This is a genomic window from Pseudomonas sp. HLG18 (assembly GCF_051903985.1).
GTDB lineage: Bacteria > Pseudomonadota > Gammaproteobacteria > Pseudomonadales > Pseudomonadaceae > Aquipseudomonas > Aquipseudomonas fluorescens_BT.
Genome location: NZ_CP195831.1, coordinates 1,287,676 through 1,313,051 on the forward strand (window position 1 = coordinate 1,287,676; position 25,376 = coordinate 1,313,051).

At 62.4% G+C, this 25,376-nt stretch carries 26 protein-coding genes; 10 read left to right on the plus strand and 16 right to left on the minus strand.

Translation table 11 applies throughout. The features are described from left to right. Positions 1–32 precede the first annotated feature (32 nt). Complete coding sequence (locus ACSPX5_RS05980) at positions 33–1,052, plus strand: AbrB family transcriptional regulator (protein ID WP_439821158.1); 1,020 nt, start codon at positions 33–35, stop codon at positions 1,050–1,052. Between the two features lie 28 nt (positions 1,053–1,080). On the opposite strand, the gene ACSPX5_RS05985 is transcribed toward ACSPX5_RS05980, so the two are convergent. Further along, positions 1,081–1,671 (minus strand): hypothetical protein, encoded by a 591-nt coding sequence (locus ACSPX5_RS05985; protein WP_439821159.1) that lies wholly within the window; start codon positions 1,669–1,671, stop codon positions 1,081–1,083. A 184-nt stretch (positions 1,672–1,855) separates the two neighbouring features. Between ACSPX5_RS05985 and ACSPX5_RS05990 the strand changes: the two genes are divergently transcribed. Beyond that, complete coding sequence (locus ACSPX5_RS05990) at positions 1,856–2,296, plus strand: hypothetical protein (protein ID WP_439821160.1); 441 nt, start codon at positions 1,856–1,858, stop codon at positions 2,294–2,296. Here ACSPX5_RS05990 and ACSPX5_RS05995 read toward each other — a convergent pair. From ACSPX5_RS05995 to ACSPX5_RS06005, 3 genes are read right to left on the minus strand one after another with little or no spacing between them, the layout of a single operon-like run. Then, the gene (locus ACSPX5_RS05995) at positions 2,281–3,306 is read right to left on the minus strand and encodes a DUF2955 domain-containing protein (RefSeq protein ID WP_439821161.1); all 1,026 of its coding nucleotides are present in this window, start codon (positions 3,304–3,306) and stop codon (positions 2,281–2,283) included. The genes ACSPX5_RS05990 and ACSPX5_RS05995 overlap by 16 nt on opposite strands. Beyond that, positions 3,296–4,393 (minus strand): HlyD family secretion protein, encoded by a 1,098-nt coding sequence (locus tag ACSPX5_RS06000; protein WP_108561123.1) that lies wholly within the window; start codon positions 4,391–4,393, stop codon positions 3,296–3,298. The genes ACSPX5_RS05995 and ACSPX5_RS06000 overlap by 11 nt, the downstream gene beginning before the upstream one ends. Next, the gene (locus ACSPX5_RS06005) at positions 4,386–5,939 is read right to left on the minus strand and encodes an efflux transporter outer membrane subunit (RefSeq protein ID WP_207866088.1); all 1,554 of its coding nucleotides are present in this window, start codon (positions 5,937–5,939) and stop codon (positions 4,386–4,388) included. Before ACSPX5_RS06005 ends, ACSPX5_RS06000 begins: the two co-directional genes overlap by 8 nt. 131 nt (positions 5,940–6,070) lie before the next feature. Here ACSPX5_RS06005 and ACSPX5_RS06010 point away from each other — a divergent pair, with 131 nt between their 5' ends. Continuing rightward, the gene (locus tag ACSPX5_RS06010) at positions 6,071–6,583 is read left to right on the plus strand and encodes a transporter suffix domain-containing protein (RefSeq protein WP_439821162.1); all 513 of its coding nucleotides are present in this window, start codon (positions 6,071–6,073) and stop codon (positions 6,581–6,583) included. Positions 6,584–6,623: 40 nt separating this feature from the next. Here ACSPX5_RS06010 and ACSPX5_RS06015 read toward each other — a convergent pair whose 3' ends face one another. Then, positions 6,624–7,400 carry an NAD(P)H-dependent oxidoreductase gene (locus tag ACSPX5_RS06015; RefSeq protein ID WP_169429860.1) on the minus strand — a complete coding sequence of 259 codons (777 nt, stop codon included), beginning with the start codon at positions 7,398–7,400 and terminating at the stop codon, positions 6,624–6,626. Positions 7,401–7,484: 84 nt separating this feature from the next. Between ACSPX5_RS06015 and ACSPX5_RS06020 the strand changes: the two genes are divergently transcribed. Beyond that, positions 7,485–8,378: a LysR family transcriptional regulator gene (locus ACSPX5_RS06020; RefSeq protein ID WP_207866084.1), complete on the plus strand. Its 894-nt coding sequence runs from the start codon at positions 7,485–7,487 to the stop codon at positions 8,376–8,378. A 245-nt stretch (positions 8,379–8,623) separates the two neighbouring features. Next, entirely contained in the window at positions 8,624–9,409 is a 786-nt protein-coding gene (locus ACSPX5_RS06025) for a DeoR/GlpR family DNA-binding transcription regulator (protein ID WP_169429863.1), read from the plus strand. Between the two features lie 162 nt (positions 9,410–9,571). Here ACSPX5_RS06025 and ACSPX5_RS06030 read toward each other — a convergent pair whose 3' ends face one another. The 8 genes from ACSPX5_RS06030 to ACSPX5_RS06065 all read right to left on the minus strand — a co-directional run bounded on the left by ACSPX5_RS06030 (position 9,572) and on the right by ACSPX5_RS06065 (position 17,302). Next, positions 9,572–10,855 (minus strand): NAD(P)/FAD-dependent oxidoreductase, encoded by a 1,284-nt coding sequence (locus tag ACSPX5_RS06030; protein ID WP_439821163.1) that lies wholly within the window; start codon positions 10,853–10,855, stop codon positions 9,572–9,574. A 144-nt stretch (positions 10,856–10,999) separates the two neighbouring features. Further along, a complete protein-coding gene (locus tag ACSPX5_RS06035) occupies positions 11,000–12,364 on the minus strand; it encodes a glutamine synthetase family protein (protein WP_169429865.1) in 1,365 nt (454 codons plus the stop codon). A 422-nt stretch (positions 12,365–12,786) separates the two neighbouring features. After that, on the minus strand, positions 12,787–14,133 hold the full coding sequence (chrA, locus tag ACSPX5_RS06040; protein WP_439821164.1) for a chromate efflux transporter: 1,347 nt from the start codon (positions 14,131–14,133) through the stop codon (positions 12,787–12,789). A 70-nt stretch (positions 14,134–14,203) separates the two neighbouring features. Then, positions 14,204–14,665, minus strand: a complete 462-nt coding sequence (gene moaE / locus ACSPX5_RS06045; RefSeq protein WP_439821165.1) for a molybdopterin synthase catalytic subunit MoaE — start codon at positions 14,663–14,665, stop codon at positions 14,204–14,206. A gap of 3 nt (positions 14,666–14,668) precedes the next feature. Continuing rightward, a complete protein-coding gene (locus tag ACSPX5_RS06050) occupies positions 14,669–14,920 on the minus strand; it encodes a MoaD/ThiS family protein (RefSeq protein ID WP_439821166.1) in 252 nt (83 codons plus the stop codon). Next, positions 14,917–15,402, minus strand: a complete 486-nt coding sequence (gene moaC, locus ACSPX5_RS06055; RefSeq protein WP_169429869.1) for a cyclic pyranopterin monophosphate synthase MoaC — start codon at positions 15,400–15,402, stop codon at positions 14,917–14,919. Before moaC ends, ACSPX5_RS06050 begins: the two co-directional genes overlap by 4 nt. Further along, positions 15,399–16,241, minus strand: a complete 843-nt coding sequence (fdhD, locus tag ACSPX5_RS06060; RefSeq protein ID WP_439821167.1) for a formate dehydrogenase accessory sulfurtransferase FdhD — start codon at positions 16,239–16,241, stop codon at positions 15,399–15,401. The genes moaC and fdhD overlap by 4 nt, the downstream gene beginning before the upstream one ends. 161 nt (positions 16,242–16,402) lie before the next feature. Next, a complete protein-coding gene (locus ACSPX5_RS06065; protein WP_169429871.1) occupies positions 16,403–17,302 on the minus strand; it encodes a LysR family transcriptional regulator in 900 nt (299 codons plus the stop codon). Positions 17,303–17,600: 298 nt separating this feature from the next. Here ACSPX5_RS06065 and moaB point away from each other — a divergent pair, with 298 nt between their 5' ends. After that, positions 17,601–18,140: a molybdenum cofactor biosynthesis protein B gene (moaB, locus tag ACSPX5_RS06070; protein WP_169429872.1), complete on the plus strand. Its 540-nt coding sequence runs from the start codon at positions 17,601–17,603 to the stop codon at positions 18,138–18,140. Continuing rightward, entirely contained in the window at positions 18,137–19,342 is a 1,206-nt protein-coding gene (locus tag ACSPX5_RS06075) for a molybdopterin molybdotransferase MoeA (protein WP_439821168.1), read from the plus strand. Before moaB ends, ACSPX5_RS06075 begins: the two co-directional genes overlap by 4 nt. Before the next feature lie 57 nt (positions 19,343–19,399). Here the strand turns inward: ACSPX5_RS06075 and ACSPX5_RS06080 are convergent, their stop codons facing one another. Then, entirely contained in the window at positions 19,400–19,888 is a 489-nt protein-coding gene (locus ACSPX5_RS06080) for a GFA family protein (protein ID WP_439821169.1), read from the minus strand. A gap of 206 nt (positions 19,889–20,094) precedes the next feature. Between ACSPX5_RS06080 and ACSPX5_RS06085 the strand changes: the two genes are divergently transcribed. From ACSPX5_RS06085 to ACSPX5_RS06095, 3 genes are all read left to right on the plus strand, one after another. Then, positions 20,095–20,979 (plus strand): LysR substrate-binding domain-containing protein, encoded by an 885-nt coding sequence (locus ACSPX5_RS06085; protein WP_439821170.1) that lies wholly within the window; start codon positions 20,095–20,097, stop codon positions 20,977–20,979. 99 nt (positions 20,980–21,078) lie between these two features. Continuing rightward, on the plus strand, positions 21,079–22,194 hold the full coding sequence (gene aguA, locus ACSPX5_RS06090) for an agmatine deiminase (protein ID WP_207866066.1): 1,116 nt from the start codon (positions 21,079–21,081) through the stop codon (positions 22,192–22,194). 2 nt (positions 22,195–22,196) lie between these two features. Further along, complete coding sequence (locus ACSPX5_RS06095; protein ID WP_439821171.1) at positions 22,197–23,294, plus strand: extracellular solute-binding protein; 1,098 nt, start codon at positions 22,197–22,199, stop codon at positions 23,292–23,294. 220 nt (positions 23,295–23,514) lie between these two features. Here ACSPX5_RS06095 and ACSPX5_RS06100 read toward each other — a convergent pair whose 3' ends face one another. Both ACSPX5_RS06100 and ACSPX5_RS06105 read right to left on the minus strand, forming a co-directional pair. Next, entirely contained in the window at positions 23,515–24,147 is a 633-nt protein-coding gene (locus tag ACSPX5_RS06100) for a DNA-3-methyladenine glycosylase family protein (RefSeq protein ID WP_439821172.1), read from the minus strand. Between the two features lie 60 nt (positions 24,148–24,207). After that, positions 24,208–25,290 carry a bifunctional transcriptional activator/DNA repair enzyme AdaA gene (locus tag ACSPX5_RS06105; RefSeq protein ID WP_439821173.1) on the minus strand — a complete coding sequence of 361 codons (1,083 nt, stop codon included), beginning with the start codon at positions 25,288–25,290 and terminating at the stop codon, positions 24,208–24,210. Between the last annotated feature and the right edge of the window lie 86 nt (positions 25,291–25,376).

Consider the following 25,376-nt stretch of genomic DNA (forward strand, 5'->3'; position numbering starts at 1 on the left):
GAAAAGCACCTTGAATAGCCAGGAAGGCGACCATGAAATCCATTCTGTGTTTGTTGATTGCTGCCGGATTCGGCGCGCTGTTGCAGTTCGAAGGCGTGCCCCACGGTTTGCTGTTGGGCTCGATTCTTGTCACCGCACTTGTCGTCACTAAATTTGGCATCGCACCGGCGACGCCTTATGGTCTGGGCTATATCCAGGTCACGCTGGGTATCGCTACCGGGCTGATGTTCGAAGCATGGGACAGCGCGACCGTCTCGACGATGTTGCCGAGCCTCGGCGTGTTGCTGCTGTGCCTGGCAGTGCAAGTGGCGCTGGCCGCATGGTGGCTGTCGCGCGGGGCAGGGTGGAATCGCACGGATGCCTTGTTGGCCGTGTATCCGGGCGCATTGGCGGCGGTGTTCGATTTGCTGGAATCGCATCAGGCGTCGAGCAAGGTGATCATCGTGCACTTGATGCGGCTGCTGCTGATCACGGTGTTGGTGAGTTTGTTGATTCCCGGAACGGCGCCGGTTGCCGTGACCGAAGTTGATCCCCTGTCCACGGGCATGGCGTTGACCGTGCTGTCGGTGATCGGTTTGAGCGTGGTGGTCGGGCGTTTGCTGCTCGCCGTTGGCGTGCCGGCGCCGTTCATGTTGACGGCAATCATCGTCACCGCCGTGTTTGTGAAATCAGGGTGGCTGCAGGGCTTTCACATGCCGGACTGGAGTTTGAATCTGGCGGCGCTGATTCTCGGTGTGCGGATCGGCTCCCGTTTTCAGGGATTGGGCCTCGCGGAACTGGGACGTCATGGCCGCACGGCGCTGGTGTCGGTCGGTTTGATGATTCTGGTCGCGGCGATTTTTGCATTGGCGGCGGCGCGGTTGCTGGGCAGCGATGCGTTGTCACTGTGGCTGGCGTACATGCCGGGGGCGATTGAAACCATCGCGATTGTGGCGTTCGCCGGCGGGTTAAATGTGGTGTTTATCCTGACTCACCATCTGGCGCGGATGGTGGTGCTGCACTTTGCGCCGGCGTTGCTGGTGCAGGTTCGGCGGGTGCGGGAGGGCGTCTGACCGGGACTTCGATAGCCAGCTTCAGGGTTCAACATCCGTCGGCATACATCAGCGCTAACTTTTCAATCCACTCGGTAGGGGCTTGACATCTTGCAAAGTACGCTTGTTTCTCTGCGTCCCCGAGTTGGATGAAATACGGAAGAAAGTAGTTGTCGTTATAGAAACCCTGCGCGCCCTGCATATTGCCGCCCCACCACGATGCGGGGTAACCGTCAAAGGCGATCCAGGGCGGAGGTACGCAAAAGGTCTGATTTCCAAGGCTACTTAGAAATTCGACGCTGTTGGTCATGATGCGAAGGGTTAGCGCGTTGAACTCGGTGGTAGAAGGGGAATAAATCAACAGCTCCTGCTTCGCGACATCTTCATATTCAAAAACGGTCAGGTCTGTAAATGTACGCTCGTCGATCTTTTGGAAGTGTGATTCCACCAGTCGCTGAAACTTGCAAAGGTCATCGGCGACCATCAGAAGGGAGACGTAATAAGCATTGATCCCGGACGCTTCTACAGATGCCACCGTCGATAGTTTCGGCAGGTTGGCGTTTGGTAAAGGGGAGGCGAATCGGGTCTTGAGCGCTTGCTCGCTGTAACCGGCAAAAAGCTTTCGGCTTGCGGGTTTCACGAAAGCCTTGATTCGGCTAAGTAGATTCATCGGGATGGGGGACACGAAGATATTGGTGTGCCGGGATGGTACCCAACAAGTGGGGTGTGAACCATTGATGCGTTCGCCCGGAGTTGTGAACCCCGTGAACTACACTCCCAGATTACCCCGCCCCACAGACAACCCCGCCGCGTCGGAGGTCATCATGTTCCGCTTCTTACTCTTCATCGCAGCGTGCCTGTGCGCCACACAGGCCAGCGCTGAATCTGTCGTCCCGCTCAAGGGCCAGACTTCCCAGCAAACCCAGATCGACATCAACGATTGCCATTCCATCGTGTCCACCTCAACCACGTCGACACCCCAGGCCGGCGGTCGGTTGAAGGGCGCCGCAGTGGGTGCCGCTGCCGGCGCTACTGCCGCTGAAGTGCGCGGCCGTCAGCACGACGAGTTCTATGAAGCCGTGGACGATGACCGCAAGCAGGATTATCGCCAGAACCGAGCCAAAGAGACGGCTGCCGCCGGTGCGGTGGTCGGTGGTGCGCGGCAGCGGCAGGATCGGCGCGAGCAGCGGCGGACCGATGCTTCAGCCAGTTCAAGTGCCTACACCGGTTGCCTGCAAGGACGGGGTTATCAGGTCACGCCCTGACGGCTTTCCCGGTGCGCGACGAGCAGGTGCATCATCACACCGCTGTAAAGCGTCACCAGAATGAACAACCCCATGCGCACCGCGAACGCGGTGTAGACGTCCTTGCCCGCCGCGCTGTCCTCCACCGATTGCCCAAGCAGGATGATCATGGTGATCAGGGTGTTGAGCCAGAACCCCGGCGTGAGCTGCGTCGGGTGCAGTCGATAGAGTTTGCGCGCCAGAAACAGCCCGAACAGCAGCATCCACAGAAAGAACATCCACAGGTGCACGAACAGGCTCAACGCGCACCAGAACAGCACCGCCAGCAGTCCGCCGAGCAAGGTTGAGCCGAGCAGTTCGCGCCCGGCGTGGTGGGTGCGGGTGGTGGTGCTCTGCTGGCCGAGGCTGACGGCTTTGAGGATGATCGGCAGGTAGCTGGCGGGGTCGATCAGCACCAGCAGGAAAGTCGGCAGCACGATCAATGTTGCGCGCATCGCTACGCGGGGCACGTCTTCGGCGGGCAGGGCGGGCGTGGGTGGTGGCGCCGGGCTGTTGGCCGGTTCCGGGAACAGGACGTGGCTCAGCCCAACGATGACGACGGCCAGCAACAGGCCTTTGACCAGCGCGCCGATCACCGCCATCGCCAGTTCGAATGAGGCGAAGCCGGCGGCGGAGATCATGGTCATGCCGATCACCAGGAACGTCATGATCAGCACGTTGCCGCCGCGCAAACCGTAGGTGAACACCCGAAACAGACCGACACCGATCAGCAGCACGCCGCACGCCGGGTAATAACGCAGCAACGGCACCAGCAACAGCCCGAGACTGGTGGTGAGCGCGGCAACGAATGTCAGCACCAGCGCGGTTTTGGCGGGCAATGGCCGGGGCATGCTCGCCAGCAGCAACACCGCGAGCACCGGCGACAAAAACGACAGCGGCAAGGCGAGGCCGTAACTCGCGGCGGTACACAACGCCGTGCCGCAAGCCAGACGCAGGGCCCGTTGCGCCGGAACGCTGCGCTCAGTAGGCATAGCTCAGCCAACTCATAAGCCAGACGAACACCCGCCCGAGCGGATTGAGCAGATTGCCCTCGCTGGGAAATGCCATGACTTCCGCCTGCCCGCCAGCGCGAATCGAACGGCTTTCGAACAGACGCTTTTTCGCCTCTTCGCTGAACTCGATGATCACCGGAAAACGCTGTGCCGGACGCAGCCAGTCGCGGCTGTTCTGGATCGTCGGCAGGGTGCCGGGCGGCGGCGTCTGGCCGACGCTGACACCATAACCGACGCTGCGCACCCGGCCGTCGAGCACTTCGCCGGGCAGGGCGTCGAGGATGATCGACACTGGCGTGCCGGGCTTGATCCGGCCGAGGTTGTTCTCGGTGAGGTCGGCACTGACCCACACGTCCTGGATCGTGATCAGCGTCATCACCGGACTGCCGGCAGCGGCGAACTGGCCGACGTCGGTGCGCAGGTCGGTGATCAGTCCCGCCGAGCGCGCGCCGATGCGGGTGTTGGCCAGATCCAGTTCAGCCTTGGCCAGCGTGGCGGCGGCGCTGAGCAGTTTGGCGTTGGTGTCGGTGTTGCCGCCTTCCTGCTCCTGGGCGCGCAGCACTTCGGCCCGGGCGGCGGCAACCTGGCTGACCGCCGCTTCGTGGTTGGCCCGGGACACTTCCAGCAGCCGAACCGAAACCGTACCCGGATCCTCCTTGTACAAACCCTCCAGCCGCCGATTGTCCTGGCGCGTTTTAAGTTCATTGGCCTGCGCCGCTCGCAACGATGCCTGGGCCGAAGCGATGCCGGCGGTGCTGGCGCCGACCGTGCGCCGGGTGTTTTCCAGGTCGGCGCGGGCCCGGTCGACGGCGATTTGCAGTGGTTGCGGATCAAGCTCGAAGAGGATGTCGCCAGCCTGCACGTCCTGATTGTTGCGCACGTTGACCTTGATCACCCGCCCCGCGACTTCCGCCGCCACCGGGATCACAAACGCACCGACCCGCGCCTGCTGGGTGTAGGGCGTAAAACGGTCGGCCAGCAGATACCAGACCAGGCTCAGCACAATCACCAGCAGCACCCAGCGGATGCCTTTTTTCGCCGGATCCGGCGGTGCTTCGTCACTCATGGCGGTCTACCTGCGAGGGAATCGGATAGGTCGGTTGGGGCGGCGGGGCGCTCAGCAGATCGCCCCAGTCGGTGCGTTGCTGCATTTGCTGCCGGGTCGCTGAATCAATCTGCGGCCCGGCGCTTTGCCAGCCACCGCCGACGGCGCGGTACAAAGCGATCAGGTTGCTGACGGCGTTGCTGCGGCTGACCAGATAGTTGTCCTGTAGCTCCAGCAACGCCCGCTGGGCATCGAGCACCCGCTGAAAGTCCGAATAGCCTTCACGATATTGAGTGTTGGCCAGCACCAGCGAACGCCGCGCCGCACCTTCGGCCTCGCCGAGAATGCGCTCGCGTTCCAGCGCTTTGGTCAGGCCGCTCGCGGCATCGTCGGCCTCGCGGGCGGCCTGACGGACTTTGTCGCGATAGGCTTCGATCAGTTGCTGCAAGCGCGCATCCTGCACGCGGATGTTGTTGTGGATGCGGCCGTAGTCGAACAGGTTCCAGCGCAGGCTCGGGCCGCCGATCAGGTCGAGACTGCGCGGCGTGGCGCCGAGGGTGTCGCTGGACCAGACGATGCTGCCGAGCAAGGTCAGCGACGGATACAGATCGGTCTCGGCCACGCCAACCAGCGCCGATTGCGCGGCAACGTTCAGTTCCGCTGCGCGCACATCGGGGCGGCGCAGCAGCAGGTTCGCCGGAACGTCCTGCAACACGGCGCGATCCACCAGCGGAATCAGCCCCGGTTGTTCCGCCAGAAACGCCGCGCCACCGGGCGGCTGGCCGACCAGCACCGCCAGCGCATTGCGGGTACGCAGCAATTGATCTTCGAACGCCGGAATGCTGCTCAGGGTGCCCAGGTATTGAGTCCTGGCCTGTTGCAGGTCGAGTTCGGCGGTCTGGCCGCTGCGAAAGAGTTTTTCGGTGATCTCGAAGTTACGCTTTTGCTGGGCGGCGTTTTCCCGAGCGACTCGCAGCCGGGCTTCGGTGGTGCGCAGGGCAAAGTAGGTGTCGGCCACTTGCGCGCGCAGCAGCACGAGGGCGTCTTCGTAGTTAGCCTGGGCGGCGAAGTAGCTGGCGTCGGCGGACTCGATGGCGCGGCTGAAGCGACCCCAGAAATCCAGCTCCCAGCCGACATCGAACGCGGCGCTGTGCTGCCAGAAGTGCAAGTCCTGCGGATTGTTGCCGCCGGACTGGTGACGGTCGATGTACAGGCTGTCGGCGCTGGCCTGTTGCAGTTGCGGGTAGCGACCGCTGTCGGCGATGCCCAGTTGTGCCCGGGCTTCGAGCACCCGCAGGCCGGCGATTTTCAGGCTGCTGTTGCGGGCTTCGGCGTCGCTGATCAAACGGTCGAGTACCGGATCGGCAAACACCTGCCACCACTGGCGCAGATCCGGCAACGTGCCGCGTTCGCTGGCCTGTTCCAGCGCCGGGCTTTGCCACTGCTTGCTCCAGGCCTCGGCCGGCGGCTGGAAATCCGGGCCCAGCCGCAGGCAGCCGCCAAGGCTCAGGGCACCGAGCAGCAGCAGGTGGCCGGGACGGATCAGCAGGGCTGGCGTTGCAGGCATACCGGGAGGCCCCAGCGGGAAATGTCACTGGAGCATAGACCGCAGATTGCCGGTTGATCGAAGCAATCAGCTGCTACGCTTTTTCAGGCGAACGCCACCGAACCCTGCTCCGGACAAAAAGGTAGGAAGCCATGGACACTGCTCAAGAACCGCTTGCCCCCACCAGCGCCAACTGGCGTTTCAAGGTCGGCGTGGCAATCATCTGCCTGATGCTCGGTTCGTGGCTGATGGTGCCGATTGCCGCCGCCCTCGACGTGCCGGGTTCGAAAGTCGCGGCGCTGACCGGGGTGTTGTTCATCAGCAACAAAGTGCTGTTGCTGCTGGTGATCGCGGTGATGGGCAAGGCCGGGTTCGCCGAACTCAAGCGCACGATCGGCCACTATATTTCCGGCGTGATTCCGACCCCGGTGGCCGAAGTCAGCCCGATGCGCCACAAGATCGGCGTGGTGATGTTCTGCCTGCCGCTGCTGTCGTCCTTCCTGGAACCGTATTTCGACAATTTCTTCCCGGGTGTGCGGCCCAACCTCTGGCAGATGCAGGCGCTGGGCGACTTGATGTTCGTCGGTAGCTTTTTCGTGCTGGGCGGCAATTTCTGGGACAAGGTGCATGCGCTGTTCGTGCGCAAGGCGCGGGTGGTGGAGTAAAAAAAACAGGGGCCAAGCCCCTGTTTTTTGAGGTGAGAGGTTATTTGAGGTGGGCGGCGAAGCCTTCGCTGCCCGGCGCAATATCATCCTTCAAGGTCAACGCCGGAATCTCGTAATCGCCGGCATTCTGCCGCCGAAATCCGATCGGCCGCGTACTCCACAACTCATCCAGCCGCGCACCCAGCTCCTTGCACGTTTGGGTAAACCGCGCCTCATCCATTTTTCCGGTGCGATAGACCACGAACGGCGGCAGCACCTCGAAGCCCGGGTAATACAGAATCCCGTGATGAATCGGGAACAGCAGATCATCGATCGGGCCGTTGATTCCGCGCGGGCTGTAGTGCGATTCCCAACCGCCGGCGGTCACCATCAGCATCGCCCGTTTGCCTTTCAAGGTGCCTTCGCCGTAGCGGTCGCCCCAACGAGAATCCGAATGCTCGCCGACACCGTAAGCAAATCCGTAGGCGTACACGCGCTCGACCCAGCCCTTGAGAATCGCCGGCATGGAAAACCACCACAGCGGAAACTGCAGGATCAGGGTGTCGGCCCACAGCAGTTTGGCCTGCTCGGCGGTGATGTCGGTGGCTTGCCGTCCTTGTTCGAAGGCGAGTTTCGAATCGAGGGACGCGTCGAACGGGCGAGTGCTGTCGCGACCCGGGCTGTCATCGGCGTCGAGGCTGGCTTTCCAGTTCATGGCGTAGAGATCGGAAACCTGCACGGTATGGCCGGCGGCTTCCAGGCGCTGGACGGTGAAGTCCTTGAGCGCGCCGTTGAGCGATTGCGGTTCGGGGTGGGCGTAGACCAGTAGCACATTCATGGTGAGGCTCCGTTGCTGAGTGACAGCAGGATCGGCGCCCGGCAGGTATATTGGAAATGAATGTCTGATATGTCTGGTATAGCCATGAATAATTTGAGACGGCTGGATGTCAACCTGCTGCTGACCCTTGATGTGCTGTTGTCCGAGCACAACGTCACCCGCGCCGCGCAGAGGCTGCACCTGTCGCAGCCTTCGGTGAGCGTGCATCTGGCCCGGTTACGGGAGATTTTTGGCGATCCACTGTTGCTGCCGGGACCCCGCGGCATGCGCCCGACGGCGCGGGCCGATGAATTGCGCGAACCGTTGCGCGAGGCGCTGGAAGCGTTGGAGCGGGCGGTGGCGCCGGCCAGTCCGTTCGACCCGGCGCAGGCGACCCACACCTGGAAAGTCGCGGCCTCGGACTATGGCGAATCGACCATTCTGCTGCCGGCCCTCGGCGGGCTGCGCACCCAGGCGCCGGGCACGCGACTGGCGGTGCTGGACCTGTCGCCCCGGCAACTGGTCAAGCAGGCGGAGCAGGGCGTGATCGACCTGGCGCTGCACACCAGCGAGGATGCGCCGCTGGAACTGCACCGGCGTGCGCTGTTCACCGAACGTTATGTACTGGCCGGTCGCGCCGGGCACCCGAAACTGCAACGCAAGCCGACCCGCGCGCAGTTCTGCGAGCTGGAGCATGTGCTGGTGTCGCCGGAAGGCGGAGGTTTTTTCGGGGTGACGGACAAGGCGCTGGCGGAGGTGGGGCTTACGCGAAACGTGGTGCTGTCGGTGCCGCACTTTCTGTTGCTGATGTCGGTGCTGGCCAGCACCGATCTGGTGGCAATGCTGCCGTCACGGCTGGCGCGCGGCAATGCCGCGCTGCAAGTGGTCGAGCCACCGCTGGAAGTGCCGGGCTACGAAATGGCCATGCTCTGGGCCGAGCGTTCGCATCGCGACCCGGCGCACATATGGTTTCGCGAGCATCTGGCGGCGTCGGTCTGATCAGGCGTGCCCAAGCGCAATGGCAAACGACACGACGACCATGCAGGCAAAAGCGAAATTGAGGTTCATGGGGTGTTCATCCTGGTCCTTTTGAAAGTGGGGCCATTCTGCCGGGCTCGGGTCAAAAGAAAAAATTCGACTTCGTGATTCCAATGATCGAAGCCATTGATACCACCGTTGTGTTTGCCGGTTTGCCTGGCTAAGCTTGCACAAACCTGCACTTAAAAGCACAAACAGGCAAAACCATGCACGATCATTCCGCTTCCGAGCTTCCTTCCCTGCGTCGGCAGAAGATCCTTCTGATCCTCGAACGTGACGGCAAGGTCATGGCTTCCGAGTTGAGCCAGCATTTTGCGGTGTCCGAAGACACCATCCGCCGCGATCTCGCCGAGCTGGACAACGCCGGGCTGGTGCAGCGAGTGCACGGCGGCGCGCTGCCGAGGCCCAAGGACACCGGCAAGGATTACTTCACCCGGCTGGACGAGATCGACGAGGTGAAGATTCGTCTGGCGCAATTGGCGGCGCAGCAGGTGCGGAACGGGCAGACGGTGATGTTCGACTCCGGTTCCACCTCGTTGCAGGTGGCGCGCTCCTTGCCCAGGGACATCAGCCTCACGGCGGTGACGGCGTCGCCGATGACGGCGATTGCGTTGTCCGAATATCCGGGCATCAAGGTGATTCTGGCGGGCGGGCAATTGAATCCGAAAACCATGTCGGCTGGCGGTCATGAGGCGCTGCGGCTGCTGTCAGGGATCAAGGCGGATCTGGCGATCACCGGGGTCTGCGCGATTCATCCGGAGGTGGGCATCACCTCGTTGCACTTCGATGAAGTGCCGGTCAAACAGGCATTGCTCGATTGTGCGACGCGGGTAATTGCCGTCACCACGGCGGACAAGCTCGGGGCGGTGGAACCGTTTGTGGTGGCGCCGTGCGAGCGCTTGCACACGCTGATCACCGAACGGCATGTGGCATCGGGGAATATTGAGGACTATCGGCGGTTGGGGATTGAGGTTGAGCAACTGCAGGATTGAGTTTTGTGGTGAATTTAAAGGCCCCATCGCGAGCAAGCTCGCTCCCACAGTGTCCGAGGCGTACTCAAAACTCAGGTATGCCCCAAACTTTGTGGGAGCGGGCTTGCCCGCGAAGAGGCCAGTCGATCCAATGCATAAACTGGCACGCGGTCGAGGAATCAATCAGCGCAGTTTTTCGAGCATCTGGTAGTACCACATGCCGGCCGCCAGCATCGGATTCCCCAGCAGATCGCCCATTGGCACGCGAATGTGCGAGCACGCGGCAAACGTGTCGAACTGCTGCATCTGCCCGGTGATCGCCTGGCTCATGATCTCGCCCATGATGTGGGTCGTGGCGATGCCATGGCCGGAATAGCCCTGGCAATACCAGACGTTGTCCGAGAGCTTGCCCAGTTGCGGGATGCGGTTGATGACGATGCCCATCGCGCAGCTCCACTGGTAATCGATCTTCACCCCTTTGAGCGCCGGGAAAGTCTGTTCGATGCACGGCCGCAGTTCGCCGGCGATGTCCCGTGAGTCCTTGCCGCTGTAGTTGGCGCCGCCGCCGAACAGCAAGCGACCGTCGGCGGTGAGGCGGTAGTAGTCGAGGACGAAGCGGCAGTCGTAAACGGCGAGGTCTTCAGGGTTGATCTGTTTTGCCAGATCGCCCAATGGTTCGGTGGTGACGATACCGCCCATGGCCGGGAAAATCTTGCCCTTGAGCTGGCCCGGCTCGAGCTTGTGGTAGACGTCGCCGGCCAGCAGCACCTGATTGGCGTCGACCTGTCCGTGGGCGGTGCGCACGCCGGGGCTGTCACCATGAATGATCTCCAGCACTTCGCTGTTTTCGAAGATCAGCGCGCCGAGGCTTTCCGCCGCCCGCGCCTCGCCGATACACAGGTTGAGCGGGTGCAGGTGCATGTTGCGGGTGTTCTTGATCGCGCCGTGATAGAGGTCGCTTTGCAGCAGGTCGCGCACCTGGCTGCGGTCGAGCAGGCTGACGTCATCACCCATGCCGCGACGCACGGCTTCGTCATAGTCGCTGCGCAAACCGGCCATGTGGCTCGGCTTGTACGCCGCGTGCAAATGGCCGTGCTTGAGGTCGCAATCGATCGCGTATTTCTCGACCCGTTGCTGGATGATTTCGTGGCCGCGCCAGCGCAGGTGCCAGATGAAATCATCGACCTCATCGCCCAGGGTGTTGCGCATCTGTTTGCGCATCGCGCCGTCGCCGGACAGGCTGCCGGTGACCTGCCCGCCATTGCGGCCGGTGGCGCCCCAGCCGATCTTGTGGCTTTCGACGATGGCGACTTTCAGGCCTTTTTCGGCCAGTTCCACGGCGGTGGCGACGCCGGTGAAACCGCCGCCGATGATCACCACATCGACCTTGTGCCGGCCTTGCAGGGTCGGGTAGTCGGTGTCGCGGTTGAGGGTCGCGGTGTAGTAGGAATTGCTGCGTTGAGTCATTTCAGTGTCCAGATTCGGGAGTCGGTGCACGGACCCTGTGGGAGCGGGCTTGCTCGCGAAAGCGATGTGTCAGTCACCTGAAGTTGTAGGATGTGACGTCGCCTTCGCGGGCAAGCCCGCTCCCACAGGGGAAGGTGTGAAAGATCAGGCCTCTGTGAGGTACCAGCGCCAGTCCTGCTCACCCACTTCGGCCATGAACTGCCGGTATTCCGCACGTTTCACTGCCAGATACACCCCGAGGAATTCCTGCCCCAGCGCATCCCGCGCCCACACCGAATTCTCCAGCGCCGTAAGTGAGGTCAGCCAATCGGTCGGCAGCAATTCTTTCGCCTGCGCGTAACCGTTGCCTTCCACCGGTTCACCCGGATCGATGTGTTCTTTTATGCCGCGATGAATGCCCGCCAGGATCGCCGCCGCTGCCAGATACGGGTTGGCATCGGCGCCGCAGATGCGGTGTTCGATGTGCCGGGTGTTGGCCGGACCGCCGGGCACGCGCAGGCTGACGGTACGGTTGTCGACGCCCCACGTCGGTGCCAGCGGTGCGTAGCTGTTGGCCTGGAAACGGCGGTAGGAGTTGGCGTTCGGGCAGAACAGCAGCAGCGAATCGAGCAGGGAGGCGAGCATCCCGCCAATCGCCGTGCGCAGCAGCGGGGTGCCGGCCGGATCCTCGGAGGCGAACAGATTGCGCCCTTCGGCATCGGCGAGGCTGACGTGCATGTGCATGCCGGTGCCGGCCAGGTGATCGAACGGCTTGGCCATGAATGTCGCCTGCATTCCGTGCTTGTGTGCTACGGCTTTGACCAGCCGTTTGTAGCGCACGGCCTGGTCCATCGCCTCCAGCGCATCGCCGTGTTCGAGGGTGATTTCCACCTGGCCCGGCGCGTATTCCGAGATCGCCGTGCGCGCCGGAATGCCGTGCAGTTTGCAGGCGCTGTAGAGGTCGGCGAGGAACGGTTCGATCTGTTCCAGCTCACGCAAACCGTAGACCTGCGTGTGCCTCGGTCGGCCGCCGTCGGCATCCAGCGCCGGTTGCGGGCGGCCGTTGTGATCGCGTTTGGCGTCGAGCAGATAGAACTCCAGCTCGCAGGCCATCACCGGGTGGTAACCCTCGGCTTTTAAACGGTCGATGACCTTGATCAACAGGTGACGCGGGTCGGCAATGCTTGCCGGCATGCCTTGTTCCGGGTGCATGCTGACCTGCACCGCAGCGGTCGGAATCTGCCGCCACGGCAGGCGCACCAGACTGCCATCCAGCGGATAGGCGCGGCAGTCGATGTCACCGACGTCCCACACCAGACCGGAGTTCTCCACGTCCTCACCTTGCACGGTCAGGCCGAGGATGGTGCTCGGCAGCGGGCGACCGCTTTCGTACACGGCGAGCAGCTCTTCGCGGTGCAACAGCTTGCCGCGGGGCACGCCGTTGGCATCGAGGATGAACAGTTCGATCATGTCGATGTCGGGGTTCTGCTCGAGAAAGCTACGGGCGTCTTCAATGGCTGCGAATTTCATAATCAATCACTCACGATGGCGCCGCACAGGCGCGCAGATTCGGCCTGGACGCAGCTCGGCAAAAGGCGCGGGCGTCCTGGCAGGGATATCGAAAAAGAGAAGGAACTGTCGCGATTTTTACCGGCGCGATCAGACGGGCAGGCGGATATCCGGCGGGCGTGCGGAGTGACGCAGCTTGGAACGGCTCAGGGCCATGGGGAGATTGACGATGCGATTCATGCGCGGCCCCTGTGAAGGAGGGCGCACAGTGCAGAGACGTTCAACGATTCTGATTGTTGGAGTGACGTGCTCATGACGCGTGTTTCCGTTGGCGGAAAACGTCGGCGGCGGGAGCGTCCCGCCATGCCGGTGTGGCGGGATAGTAAGGGGGAAGTCCGGGATAAGTAAACGCCTGATTCCGATGCGCGCGGCAAGCCACCGGTTCAGCGCAACAGATGAAACCCCAGCCCGACGAGGGCGCAAACGATCAACACCTCGATCACCCCGCGCTTGAAGATAAACAGCCCGAGGGTGGCGGCGAGGGCGAGCAACAGCGCAAAAAAGTCAGGCTGTCCGGCAAAACCGTTGGGCCAGAACACATGCCAGGCGAAGAAGCACGCCAGATTCAGGATCACCCCGACCACAGCTGCGGTAATCGCCGTTAGCGGTGCGGTGAACTTCAGTTCGTTGTGCGTCGATTCCACCAACGGCCCGCCGGCGAGGATGAACAGAAACGAGGGCAGAAAGGTGAACCAGGTCACCAGTGTCGCCGCCAGCGCACCAGCAGCAAACGCGTGCTCCGGGCCGAACGTCGGTTGCACATAAGCCCCGACGAATCCGACGAATGCCACGACCATGATCAGCGGCCCCGGCGTGGTTTCGCCCAGAGCCAGTCCATCGATCATCTGCGTCGGCGTCAGCCAGCCGTAATGCCCGACCGCGCCCTGATATACGTAAGGCAGCACGGCATAAGCACCGCCGAAGGTCAGCAGCGCTGCTTTGGTGAAGAACCAGCCCATCTGCGTAAAAGTGCCGCCCCAGCCGAACAGCGCCGTCAGCAACGCCATCGGCAGGCACCACAACAACCCACCGACCAGCACCAGACGCAGCAGCCTCGGCAGGCTGAACCGTGCATGTTCAGCTGGCGGAGTGTCGTCATCGATCAGTGCCGGGCCGAAGGACTTTTCGCTGCCGCGATGGCCGCCATTGTTGAACCGATGAGGCGCCCAGCGTCCGCCGAAATAGCCGATCAGTGCCGCGCCGAGCACGATCAGCGGAAACGGCACGTTGAAGGCGAAGATCGCCACGAACGCCGCCCCGGCAATCGCCCACAGCCAGCCATTTTTCAAGGCCCGGGAGCCGATGCGATGGGCTGCGTGCAGCACAATCGCGGTCACCGCCGGTTTGATCCCGTAAAACACCCCGGCCACCGCCGGCACGTCGCCCAACGCGATGTACACCCACGACAGGGCAATCAGGACCAATAGCGACGGCAGCACAAACAGCGCCCCGGCCAGCACGCCGCCACGGGTGCGGTGCAGCAGCCAGCCGATGTAGGTCGCCAGTTGCTGGGCCTCGGGGCCGGGCAGCAACATGCAGTAATTGAGCGCGTGCAGGAAGCGCCGTTCGGAAATCCAGCGCCGGCGCTCCACCAGTTCCTGATGCATGATCGCGATCTGCCCGGCGGGGCCGCCGAAGCCGATGCAGCCTAGTTTCAGCCAGAAGGGCCAGGCCTGGCGCAGGCTGACAGGCTCGGGCAGGGGCAAATCCTCAGGGGGCGTTGTGCTCAAGTGCGACTCCACGTTCGATTGGTGCGAGCCGCTATCAAATCAGGTTTTTGTTGCATTCGACAGTACCCGGTCAGGCATGCGCCAGACTCCAGCGAAACGCCGCATTCTGATCACTCTTCCGCGCCTCGACCCAATGCGAACCCTCGGGCGTGGTCTCACGCTTCCAGAACGGCGCACGGGTCTTGAGCACATCCATGATGAACGCACAGGCCTCGAACGCCGCATGTCGATGCTTGCTGCTGACGCCAACGAACACGATCGGTTCGGTCACCGACAGCGCGCCGACCCGATGCACGATCTCCACCGCCAGCAGCGGCCAGCGTTCGCGGGCCTGTTCGGCGATCTGTTCCAGAGCCTTCTCGGTCATGCCCGGATAGTGCTCCAGAAACAGCTCGGTCACCGACTGCCCGACGTTCAGATCCCGCACGTAGCCAATGAAATTCACCACCGCGCCTACCCGTGGATTGCGCGCATGCAGGTCGGCAATCAACTGACCGGCATCGAAGCCTTTACGCTGGACTCGAACACTCATGCCTCACCCCCCCGTGACCGGCGGAAAAAACGCAATCTCGTCGAAATCCTCGATCGCCTGATCCGGCTGGCACAGCTCCTGATTCACCGCGCACATCAGGTTGCCGGCGCCGAGCACCTCACGCCAGATATCGCCGCGCTGCATCAGCATCTGCCGCACGTCTTCGACGCTGGCGAGGGTGCTGCTGGCCGGAATCTTTTCACCGCCCAGATTGAGCCGGTCACGGTAGCTGGCAAAGTAGTTGATCAGAATCATTGCGGGTTCTCCCATTGAAAGTGGCCAGAGCGGCCGCCCTGTTTGCTCAGCACGCGGATGTCGCCGATGACCATTGCCCGGTCCACCGCTTTGCACATGTCGTAGATGGTCAGCGCGGCGACGCTGGCGGCGGTCAGGGCTTCGAGTTCGACGCCGGTCTGGCCGGTGAGGCGGCAGGTGCTGGTGATCTGCACGCGGTCCGGCTCGCAGGCCTTGAGCTCGACGTGGATCGAACTGAGCAACAGCGCATGACACAGCGGAATCAACTCGTGGGTGCGCTTGGCCGCTTGAATCCCGGCGATCCGCGCCACGGCGAACACATCGCCCTTAGGGTGGCCGTTGGACTGGATCATTTGCAGGGTTTCCGGGCGCATCTGCACCCAGGCTTGCGCGGTGGCTTCGCGTCGGGTCGCGGCTTTGTCGCTGACGTCGACCATGTTGGCGCGACCCTGATCGTCGAGGTGGGTGAGGGTGTCGATCATGCGCTGGGCTCCTGGATCGGGCTGTAGATTCGCGGGGCGTTGCGGTGCGGGACGTGGATCAGGTTCAAGCGGTGCTTGAGCGCCCAGCGCACGGTCAGCGCAGTAGGGGCGGACAGGCTGACCAGGGTGCCGAAGCGGGCGCGCACGGCTTTGTGGATCAGTTCGAGGCTGCAACGGCTGGTGACCACGACGAAGCCCTGACGCGCATCGAGGCCTTCGAACTTAAGGGCGCCAATCAGCTTGTCGAGGGCGTTGTGGCGGCCGATGTCTTCGCGGCACAGCAGCGCTTCGCCGTCTGCGTCGAAGTACAACGCCGCGTGCAGGGCGCCGCTGCTGCGGGCCAGTTGCTGGGCCTGTTCGATGCGCTGGCGGATACCGTCGAAGTGCGCGGCCGGTGGCAGCGGTATCGGGGTCAGGAATTCCAGTTGCGGCAGCGCCTGCTCAAGGGCTTCCACACCGCAGAGGCCGCAACCGCTGGTGCCCGCCATCTGCCGCCGATGATCTTTCAGAGCCCAGAATGCACGACTGGAAATCTGCACGTCGGCCTGGCAGGCCTGGTCGAAATGGGTCAGGCGGATGTCATGGATATCGTCGAGGCTGTCGACAATGGCGTTGCTCAGGCTGAAGCCGCGAATGAAGTCCTCGATGTTGCCCGGCGAGACCATCATCACGGCTTGATTCAAACCGTTGTAGCTGATCGCCAATGCGATTTCTGCCGCGAGGGCTGCGTGGGACACCGGCGCGTCGTCGAGGTATTCGCGGTAGGCCACTTGCGCCGGTTGTGGCGCGGGGGCGTTGGCGTCGCCCGGCTCGATGAGTTGTTCAACTTGGCACAGCATCTTGAAAGTCCCCGAAGCGCTGAAGTGGGTTCAGGCTACGGGGCAGGGAAAAGTGCGTCCAATCGCTTGTTCCGATGCAGTGATTGGATTGGTCGATCACTGCGGGTGAACCTGAAGACGTTGCACCGAAGTGCAACTTTTCAGGGTTGCTTGAGGGGGTGTTAAACGGCAGGCATCTCGATCCCGAACATCTTGCGCGCCTCGGCAAAACACTTCTCGGCAATCGCCGAGCGCGGTTCGGTCTTGCGCATCACCAGCCCCAGCGGCGCGAGCACGCTGGCATCCGGCAGGTTGATGAAGGCCAGATGTTCGATCGGTTCTTCCAGGCCGCTGTCCAGCGGCATGATCGAGCAGCAGAAGCCCTGGTGAATCGCCTGCAGCAGTTGGTAGGTCGAGTCGCTTTCCATGATCGGCTGCGGATTGAGGCCGCGACTGCGGAAACTCAAATCGATGGATTTGCGGTAGTGCATGCCGGTGGTGATCATCCCCAGCGGCAGTTCGGCGGCGTCTTCCCAGCTCATCTCCGGGCCTTCGAAATGGAAGTGGCGGGTGTCGTAGAGCAGGCCGACGCGGGTTTCGCCGATCTCGAAGAAATCGAAATAATTCGGGTTGACGTGGTCCAGATAACACACGCCCAGGTCGAGCTGATTGTTGCCCAGACCTTCGATGATTTCGTCCGAACTCAGTGACGACAGGCTGTATTTCAGCTCCGGATAGATCGCGGACAAACCCTGAATGTAATTGACCGGATTGAAGTTGCTCAGCGGCACCAGCCCCAGGCGCAGGCTGCCGACCAGTTGCCCCCGGCAGGCAGCCGCTTCGGCGAACAACCCGTCGTGGGCCGCCAGCAGCGTGCGGGCCCAGGCCAGTACGCGCTCGCCAGCCTGGGTGAAACCTTCGAAGCGCTGGCCGCGATTGACCAGCACCAGATCCAGCTCGTCTTCCAGATTGCGCAGGCGCATCGACAGGGTCGGCTGGGTGATGTGGCAGCGCGCGGCGGCCTGGCCAAAGTGACGGGTTTCGTCCAGCGCGATCAGGAACTTGAGTTGTTTGATGTCCACGATGGCACCTGCTCGATTGAGAATTTTGATTGAGTATTGACGCAGATGCGTACGGCGCACGGAAAGCGCAGGGGGTGACGATCCCACTGATCGCGTTTTACGTCCAATCGGAAGCGTTTAAGAGGCTATCGAGGGTTTCGATGACGGCCGGTTCCATTGGCGCGGACGGGAGTCGAAGTTCTTGGAAAAACGACCGATAGAGCGGGTCGATAGTGCGGTTGGTTAGAGTGATTAGACAGTCTTGATAAGTGGCACTTAGGCTCTGGTCCAATTGAATTGGCGAATGCCGGAGAGTGCCATGAGTGTTAAAGCGGATGCCTTGTTTGTTCCCTTGAATATTGCCGTGCTGACGGTCAGCGATACTCGCGATTACGCCAGCGATACCTCCGGCCAGTTGCTGGTCAGCCGCTTGCTGGAGGCGGGCCACACCTTGAGTGAACGCAACCTGCTCAAGGACGACCTGTACAGGATCCGTGCCCAGGTCGCGCAGTGGATCGCCGACGACGGCATTCAAGTGGTGCTGATCACCGGCGGTACCGGCTTCACCGGGCGTGACAGCACCCCGGAAGCGGTGGCTTGCCTGCTGGATAAGCAGATCGACGGCTTTGGCGAGCTGTTCCGCGCCATCTCGATTCTCGACATCGGCACCTCCACCGTACAAAGCCGCGCGCTGGCGGGCCTGTCCAACGGCACGCTGGTGTGCTGCCTGCCGGGTTCCACCGGTGCGTGCCGCACGGCGTGGGAAGGCATCCTTGCCGAGCAACTGGATAACCGTCACCGCCCGTGCAACTTCGTCCCGCACCTCAAACCGGTGCAAGCCTGTGGGCCACGGGGATGAGTACGCTCGGACTGATGCCGGTCGAGGAAGCGCTCGACCAACTGTTGACGATGGCCAACGAACAACGTCTGCCGGACAGCGAACGGGTGCCGCTCAATGAGGCGCGCGGGCGAGTATTGGCCAGCGATCTGGTCGCCACCCTCGACCTGCCGCCATGGCCAAACAGTGCCATGGACGGCTACGCACTCAATCTTTCGGACCTGCATCGCCAGCCGTTGAGGGTGTCGCAGCGGGTCTACGCCGGGCTGGCGCCGGACGCCTTGCTGCCCGGCACCTGCGCCCGGATTTTCACTGGTGCGCCGTTGCCCCACGGCGCCAATTGCGTGGAGATGCAGGAAAACGTCGAGGTGCTGGAGGACGGTCGCGTACGGTTTCTGCAACCGCTGAAAGCCGGCCAGAACATCCGCGCCCAAGGGCAGGAGAACCGTGTCGGCGACACCTTGCTGCGCGCCGGCAAACGCCTCGGCCCGTTCGAACTGGCGGTGGCTGCGGGGCAGGGTATGACCCATTTGCCGGTGGTGCGTCGTCCGCGGGTGGCGTTGCTGTCGACCGGTGATGAGCTGGTGGAACCGGGGCAGCCACTGCGTCCCGGCAGCATCTACAACAGCAACCGCACCTTGCTCGACCACTGGTTGCGCGAACTGGGTTGCGAGGTGATCGACGCCGGGATTCTTCCCGATCGCCCGGCGCAGACCCGGCTCAAACTCGAGCAACTGCAAGTGGCGGCCGATCTGATTCTGACCACCGGCGGCGTGTCTGCCGGTGACGCCGATTGCCTCGGCAAGGTACTGCGCGACAACGGCAAACCGCTGCTGTGGAAACTCGCGATCAAACCCGGCAAACCGCTGACGGTCGGCCATTTCGGTACAGTGCCGGTGATCGGTCTGCCGGGCAATCCGACCTCGGCGCTGGTGACGTTCGGCCTGCTGGCGCGCCCGTACCTGCTGCGCATTCAAGGCGTGGAAGAGGTAATGCCGTTGAGGTTCACGGTCAACGCCGGGTTCGACTGGCCGAAACCCGGCAGCCGTCGCGAATACCTGCGGGTGCGCCTGGAGGGCGGGCAGGCGGCGCTCTATCCGAACCAGAGCTCCGGGGTTCTGCTCGGCGCGACCTGGGCCGACGGGCTGGTGGAAATCCCCGAGAACAGCACCTTGCAGATGGGTGATCCGCTGCGTTTCATTCCGTTCAGCGAGTTGTTCTGAGCGCGATTAAAAGGTGCAGACCGCTTGCCGGGAAACTGTCGAAGACTGTGAAGGCGGCTATCGGGTCAATCCCAGCCGCTCGTGCCATTGGGCGATGGATTCTTCGGGGTAGACCTCGAATTGCTGATCCTTCGCGCTCGCCTGCACTTCGACCCACGGCGCTTTCGAACCGAGCATCAGATGGGTGTGTTCCGGCGGCACCGGCAGCGGCGTGTCGATGGCCGAGGCGAACGGGTGGATCAGCTCCGGCCACTCCGGGCTGAACAGCCACAGAGCGCTGCCACACAACGAGCAGAAATGGCGTTCGGCGGTACTGCGGTGGGCGCGGGTATCGCCTTCTTCTTTCATCTTCGCGTGGTAGATCGTGATGTTCTTGCGACCGCGCACCTTGAGGCTGGCCGCGTCGCCGCCGAGATTGATCGCATAGCCGCCTCCGCCCTGGGTCTTGCGGCAGATCGAGCAATAGCAGCGTTGATAAGGGTAGGGGTGGGCGCTGTCGAGGGTGAATGAAACCGCGCCGCAGTGGCAGGAACCTTCGAGGTGCATGGTGGCCTCCGATGTTTTTGTCGATGCGGTTCAGCCTAGAAGAGATGTCGCGGCTGTGCCGCCGCCATCGCGAGCAAGCTCGCTCCCACAGTTGGAACTCATTTCAAGTGCGGGAGCGGGCTTGCTCGCGATGAACGATAACGCGGTGCAACTGGACGCCTACGAAAAGCCCGGTCAGCATGTCCGCAAAAAAGGGACCCCGACCCATGCGCCGACTACCTTCCCTGGCCGCCCTGCGAACCTTTGAATGCGCTGCCCGTCACGCGCATTTCGGCCGCGCCGCCGCCGAGCTGTGCGTCACCGACAGCGCCGTCAGCCATCAGATCCGCCAGCTCGAAGAGCAACTGGGCGTGTCGCTGTTCATCCGCGAAGGCCGGCAGATTCGCCCGACCATCGCCGCCGGGCGCTTGATGCAAAGCCTGCAACAGGCCTTCGAGCTGATCGGTGATGCCTGCGACGAGTTGCGCGATCCGTCCTCGCTCGCCGTGTTGCGGCTGGCGGTCACGACGGAGCTGGCGCAGAAGTGGTTGATGAACCGTCTCACCGATTTCTATGCGCGTTATCCGCACATCACCTTGCATCTCTACGAACAACCGATCGACGCCACGGCGCCCGGCGAAGACATCGACCTGGCGATCACCTACGGCACCGGCCCGGTGGACAGCAGCGCGTATTTCGTTCGCCCATTGCCGGCGTTGCAGTTCTTCCCGGTGTGCAGCCCTGGCCTGTTCAACCAGGGCAACTTGAAAACTCCGAAGGACCTGGCCCGGCATTGTCTGCTGCACGATGATCAGGACGGCAAGACCTGGACCGCCTGGCTGACCGGCCATGCCGGCGACCTGCGCCCGGAACGTCAGTTGTATTTCGCCCACGCCGGGCTCGCGCTGGAAGCTGCAGCGCAAGGGCAGGGCGTGGCGATGGGCGACAACCTCACGGCGCAGGAAGACTTGCAGAACGGGCGACTGGTGCGGCCGTTCACCTCCAGCATGACCGCGTTGGGCCAATACGCGCTGGTCTGCGAGCGGGTGCGGCTGGAGCGTCCGGCGGTGGCGCAGATGCTGGAATGGTTCAACGATCAACTGGCGGATTGATGAGTTGAATTCAACTGTTCCGAAATAATCATCGTTGGCGGGTCGACCGCCCGCGACCGTAGCCTGAGGTCATTCCCATCCCGATGACGAGGTTTGACCATGGCACGTTTGCTCGACACCACCCCGAAACAGGACGGCTTCCGTCTGCCCGGCGAATTCGAAGCGAAGTCCGGTTGCTGGCTCGGCTGGCCTGAGCGTACCGATGTCTGGCGCAACGGCGCCAAGCCTGCGCAGAAAGTCTGGGTGCAGATCGTCACCGCGATCTCCCGCAGCGAACCGGTGACGGTCTGCGCCTCCGCTGCCCAGTTCGCCACCGCCCGCCGCCAGTTGCCGCCGCAAGTGCGCGTGGTCGAGATGAGCTGCAACGACACCTGGTTCCGCGACAGCGGCCCGTGCTTTGTGGTCAACGATCAGAGCGGTGAAGTGCGTGGCGTCGACTTTGAGTTCAACGCCTACGGCGGCCTCGATGGCGGGCTCTACTACCCATGGGACAAGGACGACCAGATCGCCAGCAAGATCCTCGAAATCGAACGCTTCGACCGTTATCGCGCGCCGTTGATTGCCGAACTCGGCGGCATCCAGAGCGACGGCCAGGGCAGCATCCTCACCACCGAGCAATGCCTGCTCAACCGCAATCGCAACCAGCACCTGGGCAAGGACGAGGTGACCCGCCGGCTGACCGATTACCTCGGCGCCGAGCAAGTGATCTGGCTGCCACGCGGTTGCAAGTTCGACGAAACCGATGGCCATGTCGACGACCTCGCGTGCTTCGTCCGGCCCGGCGAAGTGGTGCTGCAATGGACCGACAACCGCGACGATCCACAGTGGGAAATCTATCAGGAGGCTTACGACATCCTGCGCAGCACCCGCGACAGCCGTGGCCGCGAGCTGATCGTGCACAAACTGCCGCAACCGGATGTGCTGGAGTGGACCGCCGAAGAAGCCGAAGGCCTCGATCAGCAGGACAGCACCCACACACGCCAGGCCGGCACCAAAATCTGTGCCTCGTACATCAACTACTACGCCGGCAACAGTTCGATCGTGGTGCCGCTGTTCGGTGATCGCAACGATCAGGTGGCGCTGGCGACCCTCGCCGAACTGTTCCCGCAGCACAGGATCGTCGGCATCGAAAACTCCCGGGAAATCCTGCTCGGTGGCGGCAACGTCGCATGCATCACCATGCCGCAATACGCCGGCCAGAAAAAAGGAGCCTGACCATGGGCCTGCACAAACTGAGTAAAGCGTTATTGCTGGTGCTTGCACCCTTGTGTGTGCAGGCTGCCGAAACGGCGAAACCGGTGGTCAATCTGTACATCTGGGGCGAGTACCTGGCCCCGGATACCTTGAAGAATTTCGAGGCGAAAACCGGGATTCAGGTGGTCGCCGATCACTTCGACTCGCTGGAGACCGTCGAGACCAAACTGCTCACCGGCCGCAGCGGCTACGACCTGGTGCTGACCGCCGGCCAGCACCTGTCGCGGGCTATCGAGAGCGGCGCGATCCAGACGCTGAACAAACAACAGCTCCCGCACTTTGCCGGGGTCGGAGACGAATTCCGTCAGCATATGGCGGTGTTCGATCCGGGCAACCGCTACGCCGGGATCTACGCCTGGGGCACCACCGGTGTCGGCTATCAGGAAGAGGCCGTGAAGCAGCGCCTGCCGCAGGCGCCACGGGACAGTTGGGCGATGCTGTTCGATCCGCAAGTGGTGTCGAAATTCGCCGATTGCGGGGTGAGCCTGCTCAACGATCCGAACGAAGTGTTCGCGGCGGTCATGAAGTACATGGGCCTGGACATCAACCGCCAGAGCCTGGATGACCTGAAACTCGCCGAGCAGCAACTGGCGAAGATCCGCCCGTACATCCGCTACTTCGATAACGACCTGAACATCAGCGACCTGGCCAATGGCAACACTTGCGTGGCGATGTCGTGGAACGGCAACGTCGCCATTGCGGCCGGTCAGGCCGAAGCGGCGAAAAAACCGTTCAGGTTGAATTACCGGATTCCGAAAGAGGGCACGCTGATCTGGTTCGACGCCATGGTCATACCCAAGGATGCACCGCATCCCGAGGCCGGATTGGCATTGATGGATTACCTGATGACACCTGAAGTGATCGCGCCGATCACCGACACCATTCACTACGCCAATGCGATCACGGCGGCGGACGGGTTGATTGATCCGGCGATTCGCAATGATCCGGGGACTTATCCGCCTGAGGCGGTGAGGGCTTCGCTGTACAGCAAGAATGACAATGGCAAGGTGTTTAACCGGGCGTTGGTGAGGGCGTTCAGCAAGTTGAAATCGGGTCTGTAGCTCCCCCTCACCCCAGCCCTCTCCCGGAGGGAGAGGGAGCCGACCGAGGTGTCTTACGCTATACATCGACCTGAAACACCGAGTCGACTATGGATTCGCCAAAGTCTTGGCAACTATGGGTTCGCAAACCTCTTGGCGCCTATGGATTCACAGTTGCTATTTCAGGTCGGCGTATTTCTAAAGCATCCCCGAATCGGTTCCCTCTCCCCCCGGGAGAGGGCTAGGGTGAGGGCGCTTTTGGCACTCGCCACAAATACCAGGCCGCCACCGTCCGAAACGGCTTCCAATCCAACCCGATCTCAATCATCCGCTTGCGCGTCGGCTGCACCTCAAACCCCTTCAAGCGCCGATATCCCTCGCGAACCCCAAAGTCATCGGCCGGCAGAATATCCGGCCGCTCCAGGCTATAGATCAGCAACATTTCGACGGTCCACCGGCCAACCCCGCGCAAACTGACCAAGCGTTCAATCAGCGCTTCATCCTCCATCGCCAGCGCAGTCGAGTAATCCGGCACAACGCCGTCCAGAGTCGCTTGGGCAATCCCCTGAATCGTCGCAATCTTGCCCGCCGAAAACCCGCAACCGCGCAGTCGATCAAAATCCGTGGTAAGGATCTGTTCGGGACGCGGAAACCTCTGCCCGGGAAACAACCCCACCAACCGCCCCACAATCGCATCGCCCGCCTTGGCATGCAGTTGCTGATAGGCAATCGCCCGCACCAACGATTCATAGGGATCACGCGCCGGATGCGGTTGATGCAGGCAGGGGCCGATGGCCGCAATGTGGCGCTGCCAGTCGGCGTCGAGGCTGGCCAGAAATTCGCTGGCCGGTTGATAGGGGTCGGGTTTCGGCAACTTCAGTGATCCGTTGATTTCGCCATGGTTGAAAGCCTTGAGGGCGCGAGTGTTGATTTCTCAGAAAACCAGCGGTTGCGTCAGTTGCACGGCAGCGCTTTCCAGCCTGAGCAAAAACGCCTTGCGCGGTTGTCCTCCACCATAGCCGGTCAGCGAGCCGTCCGCACCGATCACCCGATGGCACGGCACCACGATCGACAGCCGATTGTGCCCGTTGGCCAGCCCCACGGCGCGACTGGCGCCGGGTCTGCCAAGACGTGCGGCGATGCTGCCGTAAGTGCTGGTGTGGCCGTAGGGGATTTGCCGCAGTTCGGCCCAGACCTGCCGGGAAAACTCGCTGCCGGGCAGGTGCAGCGGCACGCTGAACTCGCTCAGCTTGCCGGCGAAATACAGCGCCAGTTCGTTTTCGATCTGCTGCAAATGCGCGTTGTGCCCCGGTGCGACTGCATAGCCGTAGCGGTTCTGCAGTTCTTCGACTTCCCGGGTCAGCGCCGGGCGGTCGAGAAACTCCAGCAACACCAGTCCGCGTTGCTCGGCCATGGCGATCATCGGCCCCAGCGGCGTTGTCAGCCGGGTGAACAGCAGCGGTTCGCTGGTCGCTGCGCGTCCTGGTGTGATGTGGAATGACTTCTGGAATGCATCGCGAAAACCGCTGAGAGATTCATAGCCGGAATCGAACGCCGCGTGGTCGATGGACGTGCCTTGTTTGATCCCGCCCAGCGCCACGCCGAGCCGACGGGTGCGCAGCCATGCATGAAAAGTCATGCCGAAATGCTGCTTGAACCAGCGTCGCAGCTTCAGTGGTTCGATGCCTTCGGCGAGCAATTGCGCATCGCTCCAGCGCAGCTCCGGATCGGCGTCCACGGCCTTGAGCAGTCGTTGCACCCAGTCCGGGGCGATGGCTGCGGCATCCAGCGGTTTGCAGCGCAAACAGGCGCGATAACCGGCGGACAGGCATTCGTCAGCGTGGGCAAAGAACTCGACGTTCTGCGGTTTCGGCTTGCGCGCCGTGCAGCTTGGGCGGCAGAAGATCCCGGTGGTTTTCACAGCCGTGAAGAACACGCCTTCGTAGGCAGTGTCGCGTTCGAGCATGGCGCGAACCATTTCGGCGTGGGGCGGCAGGACAGCGGTCTGTATGTTCATGGGCCGAGGATAAAACCAGTTATTCGATGGCTCCACCGAAAAATCGACAGTGAATTTTCGGGCCGCTGCACTACAGTGATCGGGTC

What these genes read in the sequence shown, in the direction of transcription:
- ACSPX5_RS05980 (WP_439821158.1), top strand. Translation starts at nt 33, where the DNA reads ATGAAATCCATTCTGTGTTTGTTGATTGCTGCCGGATTCGGCGCGCTG.
- ACSPX5_RS05990 (WP_439821160.1), top strand. Translation starts at nt 1,856, where the DNA reads ATGTTCCGCTTCTTACTCTTCATCGCAGCGTGCCTGTGCGCCACACAG.
- ACSPX5_RS05995 (WP_439821161.1), bottom strand. Translation starts at nt 3,306, where the DNA reads ATGCCTACTGAGCGCAGCGTTCCGGCGCAACGGGCCCTGCGTCTGGCT.
- ACSPX5_RS06000 (WP_108561123.1), bottom strand. Translation starts at nt 4,393, where the DNA reads ATGAGTGACGAAGCACCGCCGGATCCGGCGAAAAAAGGCATCCGCTGG.
- ACSPX5_RS06005 (WP_207866088.1), bottom strand. Translation starts at nt 5,939, where the DNA reads ATGCCTGCAACGCCAGCCCTGCTGATCCGTCCCGGCCACCTGCTGCTG.
- ACSPX5_RS06010 (WP_439821162.1), top strand. Translation starts at nt 6,071, where the DNA reads ATGGACACTGCTCAAGAACCGCTTGCCCCCACCAGCGCCAACTGGCGT.
- ACSPX5_RS06015 (WP_169429860.1), bottom strand. Translation starts at nt 7,400, where the DNA reads ATGAATGTGCTACTGGTCTACGCCCACCCCGAACCGCAATCGCTCAAC.
- ACSPX5_RS06020 (WP_207866084.1), top strand. Translation starts at nt 7,485, where the DNA reads ATGAATAATTTGAGACGGCTGGATGTCAACCTGCTGCTGACCCTTGAT.
- ACSPX5_RS06025 (WP_169429863.1), top strand. Translation starts at nt 8,624, where the DNA reads ATGCACGATCATTCCGCTTCCGAGCTTCCTTCCCTGCGTCGGCAGAAG.
- ACSPX5_RS06030 (WP_439821163.1), bottom strand. Translation starts at nt 10,855, where the DNA reads ATGACTCAACGCAGCAATTCCTACTACACCGCGACCCTCAACCGCGAC.
- ACSPX5_RS06035 (WP_169429865.1), bottom strand. Translation starts at nt 12,364, where the DNA reads ATGAAATTCGCAGCCATTGAAGACGCCCGTAGCTTTCTCGAGCAGAAC.
- moaE (WP_439821165.1), bottom strand. Translation starts at nt 14,665, where the DNA reads ATGAGTGTTCGAGTCCAGCGTAAAGGCTTCGATGCCGGTCAGTTGATT.
- ACSPX5_RS06050 (WP_439821166.1), bottom strand. Translation starts at nt 14,920, where the DNA reads ATGATTCTGATCAACTACTTTGCCAGCTACCGTGACCGGCTCAATCTG.
- moaC (WP_169429869.1), bottom strand. Translation starts at nt 15,402, where the DNA reads ATGATCGACACCCTCACCCACCTCGACGATCAGGGTCGCGCCAACATG.
- fdhD (WP_439821167.1), bottom strand. Translation starts at nt 16,241, where the DNA reads ATGCTGTGCCAAGTTGAACAACTCATCGAGCCGGGCGACGCCAACGCC.
- moaB (WP_169429872.1), top strand. Translation starts at nt 17,601, where the DNA reads ATGAGTGTTAAAGCGGATGCCTTGTTTGTTCCCTTGAATATTGCCGTG.
- ACSPX5_RS06075 (WP_439821168.1), top strand. Translation starts at nt 18,137, where the DNA reads ATGAGTACGCTCGGACTGATGCCGGTCGAGGAAGCGCTCGACCAACTG.
- ACSPX5_RS06080 (WP_439821169.1), bottom strand. Translation starts at nt 19,888, where the DNA reads ATGCACCTCGAAGGTTCCTGCCACTGCGGCGCGGTTTCATTCACCCTC.
- ACSPX5_RS06085 (WP_439821170.1), top strand. Translation starts at nt 20,095, where the DNA reads ATGCGCCGACTACCTTCCCTGGCCGCCCTGCGAACCTTTGAATGCGCT.
- aguA (WP_207866066.1), top strand. Translation starts at nt 21,079, where the DNA reads ATGGCACGTTTGCTCGACACCACCCCGAAACAGGACGGCTTCCGTCTG.
- ACSPX5_RS06095 (WP_439821171.1), top strand. Translation starts at nt 22,197, where the DNA reads ATGGGCCTGCACAAACTGAGTAAAGCGTTATTGCTGGTGCTTGCACCC.
- ACSPX5_RS06105 (WP_439821173.1), bottom strand. Translation starts at nt 25,290, where the DNA reads ATGAACATACAGACCGCTGTCCTGCCGCCCCACGCCGAAATGGTTCGC.